This window comes from Lysinibacillus sp. TE18511 (genome assembly GCF_054062295.1).
This window is the reverse complement of the sequence record NZ_JBSSFD010000035.1, coordinates 22557-43612: the sequence shown is the minus strand read 5'-3', so window position 1 is coordinate 43612 and position 21056 is coordinate 22557. Positions and strand designations below refer to the sequence as shown.

At 37.2% G+C, this 21056-nt stretch carries 23 protein-coding genes and 1 riboswitch; of the genes, 19 read left to right on the top strand and 4 right to left on the bottom strand.

Annotated elements, in window-relative coordinates:
• The first annotated feature begins 54 nt into the window (after positions 1-54).
• The 4 genes from ACVWXS_RS19965 to ACVWXS_RS19950 all read left to right on the top strand — a co-directional run bounded on the left by ACVWXS_RS19965 (position 55) and on the right by ACVWXS_RS19950 (position 2411).
• The gene (locus ACVWXS_RS19965; RefSeq protein ID WP_456959870.1) at positions 55-1041 is read left to right on the top strand and encodes a hypothetical protein; all 987 of its coding nucleotides are present in this window, start codon (positions 55-57) and stop codon (positions 1039-1041) included.
• 106 nt (positions 1042-1147) lie between these two features.
• Positions 1148-1372 (top strand): hypothetical protein, encoded by a 225-nt coding sequence (locus tag ACVWXS_RS19960; protein WP_456959868.1) that lies wholly within the window; start codon positions 1148-1150, stop codon positions 1370-1372.
• Positions 1373-1453: 81 nt separating this feature from the next.
• A complete protein-coding gene (locus tag ACVWXS_RS19955; RefSeq protein WP_068982679.1) occupies positions 1454-1894 on the top strand; it encodes a Dps family protein in 441 nt (146 codons plus the stop codon).
• Positions 1895-2078: 184 nt separating this feature from the next.
• Entirely contained in the window at positions 2079-2411 is a 333-nt protein-coding gene (locus tag ACVWXS_RS19950) for a general stress protein (RefSeq protein ID WP_456959866.1), read from the top strand.
• Between the two features lie 222 nt (positions 2412-2633).
• On the opposite strand, the gene ACVWXS_RS19945 is transcribed toward ACVWXS_RS19950, so the two are convergent.
• Positions 2634-3533: a DMT family transporter gene (locus ACVWXS_RS19945; RefSeq protein ID WP_456959864.1), complete on the bottom strand. Its 900-nt coding sequence runs from the start codon at positions 3531-3533 to the stop codon at positions 2634-2636.
• 134 nt (positions 3534-3667) lie between these two features.
• On the opposite strand from ACVWXS_RS19945, the gene ACVWXS_RS19940 reads away from it, so the two are divergent.
• From ACVWXS_RS19940 to ACVWXS_RS19930, 3 genes are all read left to right on the top strand, one after another.
• Positions 3668-4543 (top strand): LysR family transcriptional regulator, encoded by an 876-nt coding sequence (locus tag ACVWXS_RS19940; protein ID WP_456959862.1) that lies wholly within the window; start codon positions 3668-3670, stop codon positions 4541-4543.
• Positions 4544-4729: 186 nt separating this feature from the next.
• Complete coding sequence (locus tag ACVWXS_RS19935) at positions 4730-5404, top strand: phosphopantothenoylcysteine decarboxylase domain-containing protein (protein ID WP_456959860.1); 675 nt, start codon at positions 4730-4732, stop codon at positions 5402-5404.
• 324 nt (positions 5405-5728) lie between these two features.
• Positions 5729-5824, top strand: a riboswitch (SAM riboswitch).
• A gap of 69 nt (positions 5825-5893) precedes the next feature.
• Complete coding sequence (locus tag ACVWXS_RS19930) at positions 5894-6049, top strand: YezD family protein (RefSeq protein WP_083226859.1); 156 nt, start codon at positions 5894-5896, stop codon at positions 6047-6049.
• Positions 6050-6347: 298 nt separating this feature from the next.
• Here the strand turns inward: ACVWXS_RS19930 and ACVWXS_RS19925 are convergent, their stop codons facing one another.
• Entirely contained in the window at positions 6348-6836 is a 489-nt protein-coding gene (locus ACVWXS_RS19925; RefSeq protein WP_456959858.1) for a flavin reductase family protein, read from the bottom strand.
• A gap of 85 nt (positions 6837-6921) precedes the next feature.
• Here ACVWXS_RS19925 and ACVWXS_RS19920 point away from each other — a divergent pair, with 85 nt between their 5' ends.
• Together ACVWXS_RS19920 and ACVWXS_RS19915 are read left to right on the top strand one after the other, a co-directional pair.
• Positions 6922-7140, top strand: a complete 219-nt coding sequence (locus tag ACVWXS_RS19920) for a hypothetical protein (RefSeq protein WP_456959856.1) — start codon at positions 6922-6924, stop codon at positions 7138-7140.
• A gap of 172 nt (positions 7141-7312) precedes the next feature.
• Entirely contained in the window at positions 7313-8098 is a 786-nt protein-coding gene (locus ACVWXS_RS19915) for a VOC family protein (protein WP_456959854.1), read from the top strand.
• A gap of 85 nt (positions 8099-8183) precedes the next feature.
• Here ACVWXS_RS19915 and ACVWXS_RS19910 read toward each other — a convergent pair whose 3' ends face one another.
• The gene (locus ACVWXS_RS19910; protein ID WP_068982672.1) at positions 8184-8384 is read right to left on the bottom strand and encodes a cold-shock protein; all 201 of its coding nucleotides are present in this window, start codon (positions 8382-8384) and stop codon (positions 8184-8186) included.
• Positions 8385-8597: 213 nt separating this feature from the next.
• Between ACVWXS_RS19910 and ACVWXS_RS19905 the strand changes: the two genes are divergently transcribed.
• Together ACVWXS_RS19905 and ACVWXS_RS19900 are read left to right on the top strand one after the other, a co-directional pair.
• Complete coding sequence (locus ACVWXS_RS19905; protein ID WP_456959852.1) at positions 8598-10277, top strand: formate--tetrahydrofolate ligase; 1680 nt, start codon at positions 8598-8600, stop codon at positions 10275-10277.
• A gap of 328 nt (positions 10278-10605) precedes the next feature.
• On the top strand, positions 10606-10806 hold the full coding sequence (locus tag ACVWXS_RS19900; RefSeq protein ID WP_068982670.1) for a cold-shock protein: 201 nt from the start codon (positions 10606-10608) through the stop codon (positions 10804-10806).
• Positions 10807-11111: 305 nt separating this feature from the next.
• Here the strand turns inward: ACVWXS_RS19900 and ACVWXS_RS19895 are convergent, their stop codons facing one another.
• A complete protein-coding gene (locus ACVWXS_RS19895) occupies positions 11112-11309 on the bottom strand; it encodes a hypothetical protein (protein WP_456959851.1) in 198 nt (65 codons plus the stop codon).
• 495 nt (positions 11310-11804) lie between these two features.
• Here ACVWXS_RS19895 and ACVWXS_RS19890 point away from each other — a divergent pair, with 495 nt between their 5' ends.
• From ACVWXS_RS19890 to ACVWXS_RS19855, 8 genes are all read left to right on the top strand, one after another.
• Entirely contained in the window at positions 11805-12827 is a 1023-nt protein-coding gene (locus ACVWXS_RS19890) for an Rpn family recombination-promoting nuclease/putative transposase (protein ID WP_456959850.1), read from the top strand.
• Positions 12808-13128 (top strand): hypothetical protein, encoded by a 321-nt coding sequence (locus ACVWXS_RS19885; protein ID WP_456959849.1) that lies wholly within the window; start codon positions 12808-12810, stop codon positions 13126-13128. The genes ACVWXS_RS19890 and ACVWXS_RS19885 overlap by 20 nt, the downstream gene beginning before the upstream one ends.
• 1002 nt (positions 13129-14130) lie before the next feature.
• Positions 14131-14745 carry an HD domain-containing protein gene (locus ACVWXS_RS19880; protein ID WP_456959848.1) on the top strand — a complete coding sequence of 205 codons (615 nt, stop codon included), beginning with the start codon at positions 14131-14133 and terminating at the stop codon, positions 14743-14745.
• Between the two features lie 275 nt (positions 14746-15020).
• Complete coding sequence (locus tag ACVWXS_RS19875; RefSeq protein ID WP_456959847.1) at positions 15021-15236, top strand: hypothetical protein; 216 nt, start codon at positions 15021-15023, stop codon at positions 15234-15236.
• A gap of 171 nt (positions 15237-15407) precedes the next feature.
• Positions 15408-17294: an ABC-F family ATP-binding cassette domain-containing protein gene (locus ACVWXS_RS19870; protein WP_456959846.1), complete on the top strand. Its 1887-nt coding sequence runs from the start codon at positions 15408-15410 to the stop codon at positions 17292-17294.
• Between the two features lie 12 nt (positions 17295-17306).
• Positions 17307-18431, top strand: a complete 1125-nt coding sequence (locus ACVWXS_RS19865; RefSeq protein WP_456959845.1) for a conserved virulence factor C family protein — start codon at positions 17307-17309, stop codon at positions 18429-18431.
• Positions 18432-18738: 307 nt separating this feature from the next.
• A complete protein-coding gene (locus ACVWXS_RS19860) occupies positions 18739-19971 on the top strand; it encodes a M20 family metallopeptidase (protein WP_223555055.1) in 1233 nt (410 codons plus the stop codon).
• Positions 19968-21056, top strand: a complete 1089-nt coding sequence (locus tag ACVWXS_RS19855) for a tartrate dehydrogenase (RefSeq protein WP_456959844.1) — start codon at positions 19968-19970, stop codon at positions 21054-21056. Before ACVWXS_RS19860 ends, ACVWXS_RS19855 begins: the two co-directional genes overlap by 4 nt.

Genomic DNA, 21056 nt, shown 5'->3' with positions numbered 1-21056 from the left:
ACTTATGTTCGTATTCGCTATAATGGATTTAAAGAAAGGAGGAATGAAGTTATAATGCAGTTAGTTTGGGAGAAACCAGACGTATATAAAGTTAGCCAAGGGAATCAAGATGATCTATGGAAGAAGTTAGTTGCGGATTTGTTTGAAGATTTTTTGTTGTTCTTTTTGCCAGAGTTACATGCAGAAGTGGATTTTTCAAAGCAAGTTGAGTTTTTACAACAGGAGCTTTTCAAAGAAATTATTGAACATCGTCAAGGGCGCAAAGTAGCTGATCAAATTGCGAAGGTTCATCTAAAAAGTGGGAAAGAGCAATGGATCCTTGTCCATACGGAAATACAAGCTGTAGATGAAGTGCATTTTGCAAAGCGTATGTTTGAATATTTCTATCGTATCAGTGATCGATATGGTAAAAAGATTGTGGCAATTGCAATTTTTACAGATACGAGTACCAAAAGCACGAATCGATATCATGATAAATATTACGGTACTGAAATAACATATACTTTTAATAAGTTTGTCGTGTCAAATTTTGATGAAGAAGAATTGAAAAAATCACCAAAGCTGTTTAGTAAAGCGTTACTAGCTTCTATTTATATGAATCGGACTAAAAATAAAATGAGCTTACGTAGTGCATATAAAAGAACACTCCTAAGAGAAGTGTGGTTATTAAATAATATTGAACGAACAGAAATAAGAGCGCTACTTTACTTTATTGATTTCTTAATGAAACTACCGAAATCTATGTCTGAGCAGCTTGTAAAAGATGTTAAAGTTGAGATTAGAGGGGAGGAAGAAATTTTGCGTTTATATAAAGAGGATTTACCACCTACACTTGTTGGAGTTTTAGAATTAGAGAGGCAGGAAGGCTTTGAGCAAGGTATCGAGCAAGGTATCGAGCAAGGTATTGAGCAAGGTATTGAGCAAGGCACTAAACAAATAATTATTGGTTTGATTGAAAAAGGCGTTGAAGATGAGTGGATTGCTGAAGTTGCAAAGCTTCCAGTAGCAAAGATAAAGGAAATTCGTATGGAACGTAAATAGATTAATTGTGTAGAACGATAAAAAATTTTGGACACTATTCAATTCAACAAATCCCAATAATGCTTATGTATGTCCATTTATAAAAGCTCCAGGGGAGGAAGAAATTTTGCGTTTATATAAAGAGGATTTACCACCAACACTTGCTGGTGTTTTAGAATTAGAGAGACAGGAAGGCTTTAAGCAAGGTATCGAACAAGGTATCGAACAAGGCATTAAACAAATAATTATTGGTTTGATTGAAAACGGTGCTGAAGATGAGTGGATTGCTGAAGTTGCAAAGCTTCCAGTAGCAAAAGTACAAGAAATTCGTAAGGAGCTTAAATCCTGTTAATGAAAAAACTGTGCGTATAGCCAACATGCATTGTTACACATACTAAGGGATAGAACAAGTGACATAAATGGAGGAGAAATAATGACGCAAAACTTAAACAAACAATTGAATAAACTTGTCGCTACATGCTCGGTACTTTATACAAAATTGCACAATTATCATTGGTATGTAACTGGTAATGCCTTCTTTACATTACATGCAAAATTTGAAGAATTATATAATGAAACAACATTAAATCTAGATGAAATTGCAGAGCGCATTCTTTCGAAAGATGGCAGGCCTGTAGCGACTTTAAAAGAGCATCTTGAACTATCATATGTTGAGGAAGCGACAGGAAATGAGACAACCGAGGAAATGGTAGTTACAACTATTTCAGATTTCCAAAAGCTAATGAAAGCTTTAAATTCAACAATGGAGCTTGCGGCTGAAGAAGGAGACGACCGTACAGAGGATTTACTTAATGCCATGTTTCAGTCCCTTGAAAAGCATACTTGGATGTTAAAAGCATTCCTAGGTGGCTAATAACCAAAAAGTAAATATTAAAAGAGGCAATGGATCACTTTTGAGTAAGTGACCATCGCCTCTTTTTTTCATTTAATAAATACACCAACCCATTGTAACAAGACGTGAATAGGTAGCAAAATGTTTTTTTCTTGAAAAGTAGGGTAAATACCTAGTAAGCCATATAAATTAGGAGGAATTGAACATGATGAATGAACAAAACTCACAAATTGAAGTGGCCCATACTAGAGAAGAAATGCTTCATATTTTAGAAAGTATGCGATTAAAAGCATTTCAAATAGAGGACATTCACATTATTGCAAAGGATCCAAGCAAATTAGAGGATGTAAAATGGGATACTGACGTTAAAACACATGAGGTAGGGAATTGGGTGGATCAATTTAAATCATGGTTTACTGGTGAATCAGCTGTAACAGAAGGATTAAAGAGATTTGATCTTACTGAGGGACAAACAGCATACTATGCTCAACTCGTAGAACTAGGTGCTATTGTATTATTAACTGAGTGTGGGATTTAATTGAGTCTATGATGATATCAACTATTTCGAAAGATAATCATTATCTGCTTAGTCTACGTCAAACTGTACTAGAATCTACTATTGATAATGTAGAAACTCCTGAACATTACGAGGAGCGTATGTATGAATGAGGCAGAACAAATTTGAAGATATCCACACAATACAAAAAACCGAGTGAATGTACATGCATCACTCGGTTTTTTGTATTGTGTGGATTCAATATTAATGAATAGCTTTCTCATGTTCTTGTTTTTTAATAAAGCGTAAAACATGAAGATGCTCTAATTGAGCAACAAGGTTACCAATCAGAATAAAGCTACCACCAATTAATAATTTTATCGTTATTCCTTCGCCGATAAACATCATTGCAAACATCGCTGCAAAAATCGGCTCTAAAGAAAAAATAAGTCCTGTATGTGTAGCAGAAGTATACTGTTGTGCAACAGTTTGCCCTACGAAGCAAAATGCACTACAAATGACACCTAGCCCTATAATGGCAATCCATGCAGTCGTGGTACTTGGAAGTGTTGGTGTTTCAAAAATGAATGTTAAGATAAGTGCATAAAGTCCTGCAAAACCAAGCTGGTAAATGCCATAGGAGATTGATTCAACGTTTTTTGTAAATGAACTATTTAATAATAAGTAAATTGAATAACATAGTGCTGCGATGGCTACTACAATATCCCCTTTTTGAAAGGAAACTGAGCCATGAGTAGTTAAAATTGTAATACCAATCATTGTGCAAATTATCGCAAAACTAACTGATTTTGAAGGTAATTTCTTTTCAATAAAACTGCTGAAAATAGGTACTAGGACAACTGTTAAACTTAAAATAAATCCAGCATTAGATACAGAAGTTGTTTCTAGTCCGATTAAGCTAAGAGCGAACACAATGAATAACAGAAACCCTTGAATAGCTGCATATTTTAATGTTTTTGCATCGACCTTAATTATTCGTTTATAAAAGATAATACCTGCTGCCAAAAATGCGATGATACAACGCAATGCCACCACATTATAAACTGCCATTGTCTCAAGTCCCATTACCATAAAGGTATAAGATAATCCCCAAAACATTGTCACAATAACCATCAATAAATTTGCTTTTCCCTGGATCCCCATTGTGCTCACCTACAATCTGTGTACTAAAACAGTTTTCATTCTAAAAATTACTATATATCTTGTATTGTGATTAGTAAAACGAATGTTTATAATGATTAGTATTAAAAAAATTCATGTATATAGAGGGACAGGCAATGAGTTTAGTGAAATATGAGATTTTGAATAAAGTGGCTGAGGTAGCAAGCTTTACAAAAGCAGCAGATGCTTTAGGTTTAACTCAATCCGCTGTAAGCCATGCCGTTTCGAGTTTAGAAAAGGAGTTCGGCTTTGCGCTCATTCATAGAAGCCGCGCGGGTGTCACGTTAACGAGCGAAGGGGATACAATGTTAAGAGCAATGAGACATGTCCTTGATGCTGAGGAATTACTACAACAGGAAGCTGCACATATACTTGGTGTTACTCGTGGAAAAGTACGAATTGGTGTCATCTCAAGTATTTCCTCAAACTGGATGCCTGAAATTGTTCGTATGATGGACAATCAATTTCCTGGCATACAAGTCGAATTGCGAGAGGGAGACTATTATGAAATTGAACAATGGCTTCTGAGTGGGGAGGTTGATGCTGGATTTTTAAATGGTCAAAAGTCTGGGCAATTTCAATATATCGAACTCCAGCAGGATCCATTGTTGTGTATTGTCTCTGATAAAAGTCTACTTTATGATAAAACAGAAATTGATATAGTGGAATTAGAAGACATGCCATTTATCATGACTTCTTATAAAGGGACAAATGATGTAAAAGTACTTTTAGAGCAATATCACGTAAAGCCAAATATTCGTTTTGAACTATCAGAAGAGGTAGGGATCATTTCGATGATTTCTCACCAGCTTGGCATTAGTATTTTACCGAAATTAGTTACGAATAACTTGCCTACTACGATAAAAGCCATACCTTTAAAACAAGGTGGCTATCGTACAATTGGAATAGCAATGAAACACCAGGCATCACCAGTGACCAAAAAATTTGCGGAAATATTAAGAAACTGGTTGAAAGAACAAAATTTGGAATGATTTTAGCTCATCACTGAAAGTTGTGGCCAGTCGGAACGGAAATCAACCACACGTTATGGTGATGATCCATAAATCTTGAGGTAAATTATAGAGAAGAGCAACACGCCCTATAAAAACAACATTGAAGCTTTACATATCCTTAAGTTAAAATAGTATTTGTATATTTTTTAGAAAAAAGGTGAGTGTATGGGGACATTACGAGGTAAGACCGTACTCATTACAAGTGGGGGAACGCTTGAAAAATGGGATCGTGTGCGAGGGCATACGAATTTATCAAAAGGGTCGATGGGCTGTTATTTAGCTGAGGCGGCACTAGCGGCTGGAGCTAACGTCTTATATTTGCATGGTTATTTCGCACAACTGCCGATAAATAAAGATAAAATGCGTACCATTCGATTTGAAGGTATAGAGGATTTAGGCGAGAAAGTTCGACAGTCTGTTCAGCAAGAACAGGTGGATATCGTTATTATGGCGGCAGCTGGCTCAGATTGGCTCATTGATAAAGTATATGACCAATCCGGAAATTTAATGGAGGAAGCAGGTAAAATGCCATCTGACGAGCCACCTATCATTCACTTTAAAAAGGCGCCTAAAGTATTAGGTCAAATAAAAGAATGGCAACCGAATGTTACTTTAGTGGGCTTTAAACTCGAGGCAACAGATGATGAGGAATTTTTACTGTCCCGCGCACGTCTACGGATGGAATCGGCTAACGCTCAGTTTATGGTAGCAAATAGCTCGCAGTCATTATATGGTGGAGATGAGCCACATTGGATTGTACCGGCTGAAGGCGAACCAATAAAGGTAATGGGCAAGCAAAAAACGGCGTCAGCATTAATGGATTTTTTACAAAATACGTAAAGTGAAAACTGTGTAGAGAAAAAGATCTGCACAGTTTTTCATTTTGTTTTGTGAATATTCACAAAATGGAAGTTGTATGCGTTAGGTTTTCTGAAAATGCATTTCACTCTGTAATAAGTGAATGGTGGGAGTAATACTACTTTTTAATACGGAATAAAATAACTTGTATATAGTAAGCTTCAAGGAAAATAAACGTCTTAACTAAAATATTCGAACTTTAAATAATCCTTTTTACTTAATTACAAAGTATTCGACTAGGAATTGTAATATTTATATTGACAAGAGGTTTTCTGAATTATAGAATTATTTCCAAGAAACATAATACTCTTATCGAGAGAGGTGGAGGGACTTGGCCCAATGAAGCCTCGGCAACCAATAGTGTAGGTGCCAAATCCAACAGGGCGATCTGAGAGATAAGGGGGCTATAAATCAATTTGATGCGTTGGCCTCTTATGTACAAAAAGTATGTAAAAAGAAGGGGTGTATCGGATGACTCAACAGGCAAAGATCGATGACAAAAAGCTAGAGGCAATTGCAAAGGCCATTCAGAATTTAGAATATGGAGAAGTGAACATTACGATTCAAGACGGTGTCATTGTTCAGATTAACAGACTTGAAAAGCAGAGATTTCCACAGAAAAAGTAAATAATAGGATGTCAGTTTGCTAGATATTTGAAGGCCACAAAGAAAGCAGGGATTATTTTCTTTGCTTATTTGTGGCTTTTTTAGAAGTTAGCCAGAGGTGCTTGATTATTGTAGAGGTCCTGCTGTGCGGTATTTCCGTTAAAATTGAACATTCTTCTTTTAAGACATCGACGTTAATAGCGTTTCATAATATGGCTCAATCTTCAGCAATTGTTTATGATACAAAAAACAGGATGGATCACGATGAACCATCCTATTTTCAGATGTAGTCAATTCTAATTGCTTATGAGATAGTATCCTAGCTATAAAAACTTTTAGGGATCTCCCCAATATGTCTACGATGATAGAGTAGGGGCTCTTTTTGTGCATTATCAATGGCTAGGACCTGCCCAATAAATATCGTATGGTCTCCAGCATCGATTTGTTGAATGGTTGTGCATTGTAAAGTGGCTACAGTGTCGTGTAAAATCGGTAGACCGTGAACGGAAGTTGACCACTTTGCCTGAGCAAAACGATCTGGGATTTTACTTGAAAATAGTGTACATAAATGTTCTTGATTGCTCGCTAAAATATTCACAGCGAACTTTTTAGCTGCTGTAAAATATGGATGAAGCTGTGATTTTTTGTCGAGCGACCATAAAATAAGGAGTGGATCTATGGAAACTGACGCAAAGGAATTGACAGTTAAGCCAATAGGTTCATCAGCGTCATTACAAGCTGTGACAACCGTAACGCCTGTTGGATAATTACCCAATGCTAGTTTAAAAGCAGCTACTTTGTCTGTCATTCTAATCACCTCTTGTTATTTTATGGTTCATCACCAAAAGTTGTGGGTGACATTTGTTAAGACGTATGCCTTGTATATAAGTTGATTGGAGTGGAGACTGGGCGACTCCTTGGGGATCAGCGTCACAAATGAGACCCTGGAGCGAGCAACGCGAGTGAAGCGGCTCATCGGACGCCCCCAGGAAGCTCTGCTCTGCGCGAAAGCGAAGCGTCAGCGGCAAAGCGCCCAGTCGGAACGGAAATCAACCACACGTTATGGTGATGAACCTATTTTATGTGAATATAACATCGATTTACCTAAATGAAAAACTTTTTTATTTGATGCTCAGCAAATATTAACTTCCTTGCTGAGCATCTTGAAATAGTTAGCATAAAATATAGCAACTTCTTAACAAATTGAATATTCTTAATTTTATTTTAAACCAACAAAACTAACAGGTAAAGTATATAATAGTGGGAGAAAAAAGGGGGGTAGTCATGACTTTATATTTTGACCATCTAGTTCATCAAGTTCAATCACCAGACAATGTAAAGGTTTTTTTAAACAAACGTAATATCCATACAGTTAACGGCGGTCAACACACAATGTGGGGGACATATAATGCGCTAAGCTACTTTGGATTAAACTATATTGAGCAAATAGCAATTTATGATCGTAATTTATTTGAAAATGCAGCGGAATTGCCTTATTCCCTACACTATACGTTTAAGCGGGCGCAGGAGCATTATGGATTTTCACGAATTGCATTACGTACAAAAAATATTGAAGAAGAAGGACAACGTTTGCGTGCACTTGGTTTTGAGGTGTATGGTCCTGATGCTTGCAGTCGAACAAGACCAGATGGCTCCGTCGTAGAATGGAAGCTATTGCATTTTGGGAAGTCAGAGCAGGCAATTGATTTTCCTTTTTTAATCGAGTGGGCTGCTGATGATGAGGACCGTTTTGCACAATTACAGGCAAGTGGAGCAATCCATCCAAAACAATCGATCACAATGGAATCGGTGCAATTTTATGTAAAGGATGTGCGAGCTACCGTGAAATTATGGCAGGAGGTATTGCAATTACCAGAGCCTGAGCAACATTCACAGTATATGTCCTTGCGCTTTCCGAATATTCGTTTAGATTTTTATGAAAAAGATGCTGCAACTGCGATGGCACTTGGTCATTTAAGTGAGGGACCATTTGGGGTGACACTTAAAGATCCTGAAAAAATAAAAGAAACAATAGTATTTCCAGGAGCTTTTTATTGGATCAATCGTTGAAGTTTTAGCTAGTAGTAGTCAATAGAAAACAAAACATCAAATATTTAAAAAGGAGCCGTTCAGCAATCGAACAGCTCCTTTACGCTTATAATTTCACAACATTTGACGCCTGTGGTCCGCGATTTCCTTCCACTACATCAAATGTTACCTTTTGACCTTCATCAAGTGTACGGAAGCCTTCCTCTTGGATCCCCGTAAAATGTACAAATACATCTTCTCCATCATCACATTCAATAAAGCCATAACCTTTTTCATTATTGAACCACTTTACGATTCCCTGTTGCATAAGCATTCGCCTCCATTGCGCTTGAATGTAAAACTAAATCAATCAAGTCGTGATAGTATTGAGAAAATGTGAAAAAATGCATTTTCACTTAGAACATACATGAATTGAGCAAAGTTGTCAATTGATTGTCGAAATGCTTGTATAACTAATTATGATTTCTTGTACAATAAAGACTATAATGGAATTTAACAACATAGAAAGTAGGTATTCCATATGACAACGAAAAATCAACCTTTAACAGATTTAGAAATTGCTAGTCAAGCGGTTATGAAGCCTATTACCGAAATTGCAAAAGCTGCAGGTATTTCAGAGGATGCACTTGAACAATATGGTCGCTACAAAGCGAAAATTGATCCTTCAAAAATAACAGCACGTGGTGATGATGCGAAGGTTGTCTTAGTAACAGCCATTAGCCCAACTCCAGCAGGTGAAGGGAAATCAACTGTAACTGTTGGACTTGCTGATGCACTTCATCAATGTAATAAAAATGTTGTTGTAGCTTTACGTGAGCCGTCACTTGGTCCTGTAATGGGTGTAAAAGGTGGCGCAACTGGTGGTGGATATGCACAAGTTGTACCAATGGAAGATATTAATTTGCATTTCACTGGAGATCTTCATGCAATTACGACGGCGAATAATGCATTATCAGCCTTTATTGATAATCATATCCACCAAGGAAATGCTTTAAACATTGACCCTCGTCGTATTATTTGGAAGCGTGTAATGGACTTAAATGATCGTGCTCTTCGTAAAGTAGTTGTGGGTCTCGGTGGTCCTGTTCAAGGGATGCCACGCGAGGACGGCTTTGACATTACTGTTGCATCAGAAATAATGGCAGTCTTCTGTTTAGCGACAAGCATTGATGATTTACGTGAACGTATAGCAAACATTGTGTTCGGTTATACATTTGATCGTGAGCCTGTATTCGTACGTGATCTTCAAGTAGAGGGAGCATTAACATTATTATTAAAAGATGCCTTCAAACCAAATTTAGTACAAACACTTGAAGGGACACCTGCTATTATTCATGGCGGCCCATTTGCTAATATCGCACATGGCTGTAACTCGATTATGGCAACACAAACAGCACGTAAGCTTGCGGATATCGTTGTAACAGAAGCGGGCTTCGGTTCCGATTTAGGTGCTGAAAAGTTCATGAATATTAAAGCTCGCAAAGCAGGCTTTAAACCTAGTGCAGTTGTGATCGTCGCAACAATTCGTGCATTAAAAATGCATGGCGGTGTAGCGAAAACAGCACTAGTTGGCGAAAATGTAGATGCACTTTTACAAGGAATTGAAAACCTAGAGAAGCACGTTGAAACAGTTCGTACATTTGGGGTTGAACCAATTATCGCGTTAAATCGCTTTATTACAGATACAGAGGCTGAACTTGAAGCAGTATTAAACTGGTGTCAAGAGAAACATGTACGTATTGCTCGTACAAATGTCTGGGAAGAAGGCGGAAAAGGTGGCCTAGCCCTAGCAGAACAGGTGCTAACTGTACTTGAGGAAGAAAATAATTTCTTACCATTATATGAAGTAACAGAATCCATTGAAGAAAAGGTACGTACGATCGTGCAAAAAGTGTATGGTGGGAAAGATGTTCAATTTACCGACCAAGCGAAAAAGCAAATCGCTCAAATCGAAAAATTCGGCTGGGACTCTATGCCGATTTGTATGGCCAAAACGCAATATTCGTTATCTGACCAACCAAGTTTACTTGGTCGTCCTGAAGGATTTACAATCACAATCCGTGAAGTCATTCCAAAACTAGGTGCTGGCTTCTTAGTTTGCTTAACTGGTGACATTATGACGATGCCAGGTTTACCAAAAGCACCAGCAGCATTGCGTATGGATGTTGATCATGAAGGACATGCGGTAGGATTGTTCTAAATAGAGTTTGAATTTATCATTAATCAATAGAAGATATTGAAAATAAATGTATGAAAGCTGCTCTTTTTATCTGAGAAAGGGCAGCTTTTAGCTTATTTTAGCGGAATTCTCCCACTGTAGCACATTATTTTTAAAAAAATTCACTTTTGTACTAGACATTTATAATTTTATATTATAAAATGAATGTAATAAAATCGTTTACAAAGAAAACAATGAATTCACATATTACAAAGAGTAATCGTGTTTTATTAGATGCTTTTTGTAATATGTGAATTTTTTTTCTTATAAAAATGATATTTATTTAATACAATTAATGGAGGTCATTAAAATGACACAAGGTACAGTAAAATGGTTTAACTCAGAAAAAGGTTTTGGATTCATCGAAGTAGAAGGCGGAAACGACGTATTCGCTCACTTCTCAGCTATCCAAGGTGACGGCTTCAAAACTCTTGAAGAAGGTCAAAAAGTTGAATTCTCAGTAGAAGAAGGCCCACGTGGACCACAAGCTACAAACATCGTAAAACTTTAATTTTAATGATGTAACCATAAGAAAGAGGCATCCTTATATGAGGATGCCTCTTTTATAGTGTCGACAAAGCCGTTTTTAGACTTTGTCGACATTTTTTTGCTTCTTTGGAAATAAAGAATTCAGCTATTAGTAGCTGTGAATCTTAATAATTTTCTTCAAAAACCTTTTGTCTACAGTTTCAGTTGCTTCTTTAAGTTATAAAAGAAAGCTTTTAGGCTCATCATCATATCGTTTGGTGATTTCCAAATGATAAAAAATTGCCTTTTTACTCAAGGGTGTTGATATTACGAAGATGGTCAAGTAAATTATGCACCATAATGAATAAGTAGAAAACTAGCTAACCATAAAAAAATCGCAATTCGAATGATTAAATACATTGTATATTCAAAGTAAGAAAGTTTTCTTTCACGCTTTAAATTTTTTAGAAGTCTAACGGAAATAACAGAACATAAAAGTAGGACTGCTATAGATAATTGATATACGTTTTCTAATAGGTCTTTCACATAATCATCCTCTCATACTGAAGATATGAGCTGTCATTTCTTATTATGCTGGCCCTTTAGTTGATTGAGAGAACTGCTATCGATTTTAAGTTAGTTGCAAGCTCTTTCGTTTTAGGACTGTGGTGAATAGCCAGAGTCTATTTTTATGCTCTTATAAAGAAAAAGGAAGAACAATACAATGAGTTTTATTGAAAGTACCTGCCGTGGATATCCAACTGGAATTAGTTTTTTGAATCTGCATGAATAGATGGGCAGCTTTTACAGTCTCTTCGGCAGGGGGATTACATAACATTCGTTCCTATAATACCTCAACAGCAGCATTGTGTATTAACATGGATAACGATGGTCATGTATTAGGGCTATTAGAATTATTTTTAATAAACTACAGAAGGCTTGTTTTTTATTTCTTGAAGTTGGTCCTACAATTGAAGCATGTTAAAATAATATAAAATATGAAGATTTATGACCAAACTTTAAGTGAATGGGGTGATAGTTGTGAGTGAAAAGGCTTTACGTAGAATTCCGCTAACGAAATTGATGGATTTGAAAGTAGACTATGCATTTAAACAAATGTTTGGTAGCGAAAAAAATAAACATATGACCATTGTTTTTCTTAATGCGCTTTTAAATCGAACTGGTCGAAATACCATCCAAGAAGTGGCTTTTATAAAACAAGAATTTGGTGGCGAATATAAGGATGATAAGCAGTCAAGATTAGATATTGTGGTGAAAACGCAGGATCAGCAAATGATTAATATTGAAATTCAATTGTCTAATCAGCACGATATGTTTAAGCGTACATTATTTTACTGGGCTCAACTATATACATCACAATTGCAAAAAGGTATGGGTTATCATAAATTGCTACCGACTATTACCATTAATATATGTAATTTCACCGTATTTCCTCAAAGTGCATATTATCACAGTACCTTCCATTTATATGAGGATAAAACATTAAAGCGATTAGTTATACAGGATGATGCTTTGGAAGTGCACTTTATTGAAATGAATAAATTCCTTGAACAATGGCATAGGGGAGTTCTTAAGCCACTGGATGATATTTTAGCACGTTGGTTATTGTTATTAGGAATGGTCGATGCACGAAAGAAAAAGGTTTATGAAAAAATTTATCATGAATTGGAGGAACTAGCGATGAAGGACGAACATCTATTACAGGCATTCAATGTCTGGGAAGAGCTAAGTTTATCACAGGAGGATGTTATTGCCTATCAATCACGCTTAAAGTATATCCTTGATGAAGAGGCGAAGCTAGAGGATGTGAAGCATATGGCAGAGCAACAGGGTATGCAAAAAGGTATGCAAAAAGGTATGCAAAAGGGTATAGAAGAAGGGAAAAAAGAAGGGAAGAATGAAGCAAAAGAAGAAATTGCCAACAAACTTTTAGTGAATAATATGGATATTGATTTTATTAGTAAAATAACAGGCTTATCTATAGAGCATATTGAAGAAATTAAGGAAGGGCTAATCCAAAATAATGACGATCAACAGCGATAAGGTTAACAAGGCTATCAATGTCTGGGGAGAGCTAAATTTATCACAGGAAGAAGAAATTGCCTATCTATCACGCTTAAAGTATATCCTCGATGAAGCGGCGAAGCTAGAGGATGTGAAGCATATGGTAGAGCAAATGGGTATAGAAGAAGGGAAGAATGAAGCAAAAGAAGAAATGGCCAACAATCTTTTAGTGAATAATATGGATATTGATTTTATTAGTAAAATAACAGGCTTATCTATGGAGCGTATTGAAGAAATTAAGAAAGGGCTAATCCAAAATAATGACGATCAACAACGTTAGGGTTAACGAAGCTATAATTTCTGAGAAGAGCTAAGGCGTGAAATGAAGAGTGGTATGAGCAACAATTGTACGACAATGTGTGTTAATTTTGCAGGGCGGGAGAATTTGCTTTAATTAACAAACTTATTATCAATAAGAGTTATTAACTTCCAGGCGAATAGATCATGGTCTTCTAAGGAACATGTGAAAAAAAGAAGCAGAGAAAAGTGAGATAGGATAAATGTCTTTAAAATGGAAATTGAAGAAACAATAAAAGCTGCCATCATCTACATATAGTAAATGGGCAGCTTTTATTGTTTCTTCAGCGGGTGGGTATTACATAACATAACGATCGTTCCTACTTCCTTCATAACTTATTACTTCATTTACGGCTTAAATGAAATTCGGAAAAAATGTTGCCTAAAAAAGAATGATCTAGTTTTGTTAGCACGACTCTGATGATTCAGCTTTTCGCACTATGTTAGCAAATTGGTGTTCTCTTTGCCATTAATGGGAGGAGTTACGTTCACATTATACTCAAAGTAATAGAAGAAGGTAACATCAATTAATGATAAAAAATGACACGCTTGCAACAGTTGGTCAAAGCATTTTTGGTCGTGAAAACAGGCTAACTGTTTGTTCACTCATCTCATCATGTACATTTACTATGCGGGTTAAAACAAAGAATTTACTAAGGGAAAGTGTTCACTTTTATTTGTTTTCTTAGATGATGGATTTACATTATACGAACATCATCTTTCAACAAAATATTCAATTGTAAGCCCGCTGAAGTTGTTTAATCTGTCAAAGCATAGTTATTGTACACTAATGAAATAGTGAGCTTACAGAACATAATTAGCTGTTCTGTATGTTCATCTTACAATATTCTGAAAAATTAGTCAATTGAAATATGCATATTATTTTAATTTTAATTTTAATTTTAAATCTAAAAGAAAGGTACTTAGCTACCAACTCCTCTAAGCTATACAGTATAATCATAAAGGAAAGGACTGAATTAAAAATATGAACAATTTAATGAATAAAGTACGTGGGATTTATGAACAGTTTGATGCTAGTCATGATTTTCAACATATTGAACGTGTCTATCAAAATGCATTAGCGATTTTACATACAGAGCCAAAAGCTGATGCAGAGGTCGTGAAAATTGCTGTGCTTTTGCATGATGTAAGTGATAAAAAGTATACCGATAGTAAAGAGCAAGAAAATAAGTTAATTGCTGAGCTGTCTTTAAACGAGGAGAAAAAGCAACATATTCGAGATTGCATTGCACAAGTATCGTTTAATGGTGGTAATGAGCTAGAGGTAACTTCTCTTGAAGCAAAAATAGTAAGAGATGCAGATCGCTTAGATGCTATAGGAGCGATTGGTATTGCACGCACATTTGCTTATGGCGGTGCGAAAGGTCGAAAGCTTTACGATGAAACGGAAGAAGCACGTATGAATATGACAGAGGAGGCATATCGCAAAAAAAATACGGCCTCTGTCACACACTTTTATGAGAAGCTTTTATTATTAAAGGATTTAATGGTAACAGAGAAAGGCAAGCAAATGGCTAAAGAACGCCATCAATTTATGGTACAGTTTTTAGAGCAATTAAAAAATGAAATAGGAAAATAAATGTACTTTTCAATTCTAAGTAACTGTAAATGCAATCTTTAAAACTTTAACTTCTTTCAACAAGATAAAAAGGTATAAGCGCCGCTGGATTAATAGCGAGCTTATACCTTTCTTCATATTGTCTTTCTTTGTACTCGACACCTTTAAAAATTTTTTACCTCCTCTTCGGATATTATTTCAATCAGAATGGATAGTCTTCACTAAGTGGTTGTTCCATGTTTTGTTTAGTAGCTATTAAAGCTGCTTATATAATGGGTCATCACCGAAACATGTACTTGGTTTTAAAAACGAAATTAGCACATGGAACGGAAGGCGGCGACTCCTTGGGGATTAGTGAACAGCTTGAGACCCCGCAGGAGCGTAAGCGACGAGGAGGCTCAAGGTTCGCCCCCAGGAAAGCGTCCGCCTGTAGTGGAATGTGCTGTCAAGTACAGATTTTGGTGAAGAGCCTATATAATATATATCTATTTCTTCTGTTCTCCAATGGATAAAGGCAGCAAGTTAATGGGGGAGAGCGTATTTTTTGATAGGGAAGCTCGGTTTGTTGTCCTTTGTTTACCTGTCATTTGATGTTATGATAAAAATGGATATCAATAATAAACTACATATTAAAAGTAGTACGGACACTAACAACACCTAAATGAAAGAGATGGACAAGTGTAATGAGTCATTTAATTGTACAAAATTTAACGAAAACAGTGGGCGATAAAACGCTCTTTCAAAATATTGAATTTACCATTTATGAGGGAGAGCGTGCGGGGCTAATTGGTATTAATGGTACTGGTAAATCAACGCTGCTTTCTATTTTAGCAGGTGAAATCGAAGCGGATTCAATGAATGTTGACCGCCCAAATAAATACCGTGTAGCATATTTACCACAGGAGCCTACTTTTGAAAGCGGAGAAACTGTGTTACAGGCAGTGTTTGCAGGGGATTCACCGATTTTAAAACTTAATCGTGAATATGAGGAAACGGTTGCTGCACTTGCATTAAATCCAACTTCAGAAAGTTTACAAAAAACGTTATTTAGCATACAGCATCGCATGGATGAGGAGCAGGCATGGGATGTAAATGCACTTGCTAAGACAGCACTTACGAAGCTTGGCATTGAAATGTTTGATAAAGAAGTATTAACACTGTCAGGTGGTCAACAAAAGCGCGTCGCATTAGCTAAAGTATTAATAGAGCCAGCAGATCTTTATTTATTGGACGAGCCGACCAACCATTTAGACGTGCAGTCAACTGAGTGGTTGCAAGAAATGGTGTTACGATTAAAGGGAGCAGTCATATTTATTACCCATGATCGTTATTTCCTAGATGAATTATCTACTCATATTTATGAGCTAGCTGACCAAACATTGTATCGACATACAGGGAATTATGGAGATTATTTAGAAGCACGTGCGATTCGTGAGGAAATGAGAGCAGCCTCTGCACAAAAAGACCGCAACCGCTATCGCTCAGAGTTAAAATGGATTCGTCGTGGTGCGAAGGCGCGTTCGACGAAGCAAAAGGCACGTATTCAACGCTTCGAACAGTTAGAGGAAGGCTTGGAGCGTAATTCAGAGGATGTTTCGCTTGAAATGGGGCTAGCTACAACGCGTCTCGGTCGAAAGGTTTTAGAGGCAGAAAATATTTCAAAGGCTTTTGGCCAACAAAAAATCCTTGAAGACTTTTCATTTTTACTACAACAGGGAGACCGTATTGGTATTATCGGAGCTAATGGTGTAGGAAAATCAACATTATTGAACATGCTAGCAGGTGAACTTACACCGGATATAGGTGAAATTCATGTTGGCTCGACAGTGAAGTTAGCGCATTTCAAACAAACATTACCGAAAATGAATGAAAATGAGCGTATGATTGAATATATTCGAGAAGCTTCAAATGATATAACAGATGCAGAGGGTGTGCGCTATTCGGCGGCTCAAATGCTGGAGCGTTTCTTATTCCCGCTTCATGGGCATGGTACACCGATCGGTAAATTATCGGGTGGCGAGCGTAAACGTCTACATTTATTACGTTTATTAATGGAGCAACCAAACGTATTGTTACTAGATGAGCCTACGAATGATTTGGATATTGAAACACTAGGTGTGCTAGAAGATTTCATTGAGCATTTCCCTGGAGTCGTTATGACTATTTCCCACGATCGCTTTTTCCTAGATCGTATTGCGAAAAAACTATGGATTTTAGATGGTCTTGGACATGTTGAGGAGACACTTGATATTTACAGTGAGTATTTACAAAAGCGTGAACAGGAAGCTGCTGTAAAGGTAGAGGCGCCAAAGGTAGAAAAACCGAAAACCGAAAAGCCTAAGTCAGACAAGAAAAAATTATCCTTTAAAGAGCAAAAAGAATGGGAAACAATTGCTGATGAAATAGAAAAGACAGAGACAGCAATTACGGAGACAGAAGAAGGTATTGCTCACGCGGGTGCTGATTTTACAAAATTACAGGAATTAACGGCGAAGCTTGATGAGCTGAATGCACATTATGAACATCTAATTGAAAGATGGTCGTATTTAGATGAAATTGTAAACGGATAAGGAGCGATATGCGTGAAGATTATTACAATTGAACCGACACCAAGTCCTAATTCAATGAAAATTGTCGTTGATACAGAGTTACCATTTGGCAAAAGCTATAATTTTACAAAGGATAATAAAGATCAAGCAACTGGTGAAGCTGCTGCGATTTTAGCAATTGAAGGTGTCAAGGGAGTTTATCATGTAGCAGATTTCTTCGCTGTAGAGCGTAACGCAAAGTATGCATGGGAAGGTATTTTAGCAAGTATTCGTCAAGTGTTAGGTGAAGAAGTACAAGAAGAAAATGAAACGCAAGTAGCCAGTGAATTTTATGGTGAAGTGTACGTTCATGTGCAGTTTTATAAGCAGGTGCCACTACAAGTAAAAGTATTTGATAATCAACGTGAGCACCGTGTGAGCTGTGGCGAGCAATTTGTGGAGGCTTTCAATAAAATTATTGATACAACAGTTGATGAAAATTATATTTTCCAACGTAAGTGGATTGACTATGGCGTTCGTTATGGAGAGCTCGTGGAAATTGCGGAAGCAGTGAAGCAGGAAATCAATGTGACATATTCTGAGGAGCGTTTAGCAGAAATTGTCTCAACGACTAATGATTCTGAGAAAACAATAGTGAAACCTGCTAAGCTAAAAGTGACTGTTGAACAGTTCACACAACCTGAATGGGAAAAGCGTTTCCAATTACTTGACCAAATGGCGGATCCAGAACTAGATGATTTACCACTTTTAGATTTAGCGTTACAAGATGAACAAATGTCCATCCGTCGCCTGGCAACAGTGTATTTAGGAATGATTGAAGATGTTGCAGTTGTTCCCTATTTAGAAAAGGCATTACAAGACAAAAGTGCAGCTGTACGACGAACTGCTGGCGATTGTATGAGTGACCTTGGCTTAGTGGAATTTGAAGATGCGATGCAGCGAGCATTACAGGATAAAAATAAGCTTGTTCGATGGCGTGCAGCTATGTACTTATATGAAGTCGGTACTGAAAAGTCATTAGTGGCATTAAAGGCTGCCGAAGAAGATAAAGAATTCGAAGTGAAACTACAAGTAAAAATGGCGGTTGCCCGCATCGAACAGGGTGAAGAAGCAAAAGGCTCTGTTTGGAAGCAAATGACAGAATCACGCAAGCAATAAAATGAAAAAACCAGCATTTATTTGAGCTATTCAAATTAGATGCTGGTTTTTTATCTTCATTCAGCAAATTTTTTTGAAAGCGCCCAATCGGAACGGAAATCAAACCCACATTTTGGTAATGATTCAATCTTTTTTTATCGAAAATTAACATAAAATAGATTGTTTTGTTCTTTTCTAACTTTTTACTACTAAACAAAATGTTAATAGCATTATATGTTTTATTAACAAATTGTCTAATGCTTATCTAAAAGGACAATGTTAAAATAATCCGAATTCAGAATATTCTATAAAATAAGGGGGCCTTTAGATGACAGTAATAAATTTAAAGACAACAGAATCTTATTTGCGTGACCGAGAAGTAGTTATTGAGCTTACTCAAAAGCTAGTTCGTATTGAGAGTGTTTATCGAGAAAATGATCCAAATGGCAATGAACAAGAAGTGGCAAATTTTGTTGCTCAATATTTACGTGATATCGGGATTGAAACATATGTAGAGGAAGTTGTGCCAGGCAGACCGAATGTGGTTGGAATTATTGATTCGGGTAAACCAGGGAAAACGCTACTCTTTGAAGGACATACAGATGTTGTGACTGAAGGTAATCGTGAAGCATGGACGTACGATCCATTCGGTGCAGAAATTATTGATGGTCGAATGTATGGCCGTGGTACAAATGATACAAAAGGAAATCTTGCATGTATGATTACAGCTTGCCAGTCGTTATTACTGGATCAGGAGGAATTTACAGGCAAGATTATTTTATGTATTCCTTGTGATGAAGAAGGATTGATGCTTGGCATTAAACATTTTATAAAAAATGGTTGGGCAGATGGTGTAGATGGGGCCATTATATGCGAACCGCAGGAAAATAATGTCAGTATTGCGCAGCGTGGAGCGATACGTTTGAAGGTAGATATTTTTGGTAAGATGGCGCACGGTGCAATTTCTTGGAGCGGCATTAACCCGAACTGGCGTATGGCACGTTTTATCGTGGAGCTAGAAAAATTAGAAAAAGAAGAGCAAGCACGTTTGGGACGAGATCCAATGCTTAATTGGCCATCTATTACACCGACTATTTTGCGAGCACCAGTCAAAGGGGATGCACAAATTAATGTGATTCCTGATCATTGTATGACGACGCTTGATATTCGTACAGTACCTGCTCAGGATCATGATGAGCTTCTCGGCAAAATTGATGCGATTATTAAACGTCTGCAAGCAGATGACCCTGATTTTAAGGTAGAACTAACGGTGCTTGACAACCGACCAGCCACAGCTACTGCAAAGGAGGAACCTGTAGTACAAGCCATTTATGAGGCAGTTGCTGAAGTAACGGAGAAAGAACCAAAATATAACGGTGTCCCAGGGGCTACAGATGGAACATTCCTTCATGTGCACGGTGTCCCAATTGTGACGATTGGTGCAGGTGATCGTGATATTCCCCATCAAATTGACGAATATGTCGATATCGAAGAATTGGCAGAAACAACAGCTATATATCGTTTGGCAGCACTTAAGTTTTTAGCAGGTGATACACAATGACTCACGTAAAAATCGCAGTCATTCCAGGTGATGGTATTGGAAAGGAAGTTATGGAGGAAGCGCTAAAGGTACTAAATTTTCTTCAGGAACATGATTCGTCTTTCCAAATAGAAACAACCATTTTTCCTTGGAGCTCCGATTATTATCTCAAGCACGGTCGTATGATGCCTGAAAATGCACTAGACATTTTAAAAGAGTTTGATGCGATATTATTCGGAGCTATTGGAGATGCTCGCGTTCCAGACGACGTTACGGTATGGGAATTAATTATGCCGATACGAAAAAACTTCCAGCAATATGTGAATTTCCGTCCAATTAAATCGCTACCAGGCATAGCCTCACCGCTTGCCAACGAGAGTGATGTTGATTTCGTTATCTTCCGAGAAAATGCGGAGGGGGAATATTCCGATAGTGGTGGACGAATGTATCATAATCAGCTACAGGAAATGACGATTCAAAATACGATTATGACACGGATCGGTATTGAAAAAATTGTACAAGCCGCCTGTGATTATGCCTATAAATATGGCAAAACAAAAATTACGAGTGCAACAAAATCGAATGCGATTATCCATTCGATGAAGTTCTGGGATGAGCATACGAAAAGAATTCTTGCCCGAAATTTACCAACGCTAGAACTAGAATCTATTTATATCGACGCATTAGTAGCTTACTTTGTGGAGCGACCACAGAATTTTCAAGTTATTGTTGCCTCCAATTTATTCGGGGATATTTTATCTGATTTAGGGTCAGCTATTGTCGGCGGTCTAGGATTATCACCATCAGCCAATTTGAATCCAGAAAAGGAATTCCCCTCTATGTTTGAGCCTGTGCATGGTTCAGCGCCAGATATTGCAGGAAAGGGAATTGCAAATCCAATCGCTCAAATTTGGTCACTCGCTTTATTGCTTGGACATATTGGAAGACCTGATTTAGAGGAGCTCATAGTCCATGCGATTGAGGCGGTGCTACGAGAGGGAATTGTGAAAACGGCTGATATTGGTGGACAGGCGTCAACAGCGCAAATGGGTGATGCCATTTGTCAGGAGATTGTCAAAATGAAATTAGCAGCAGGGGGTGTATAG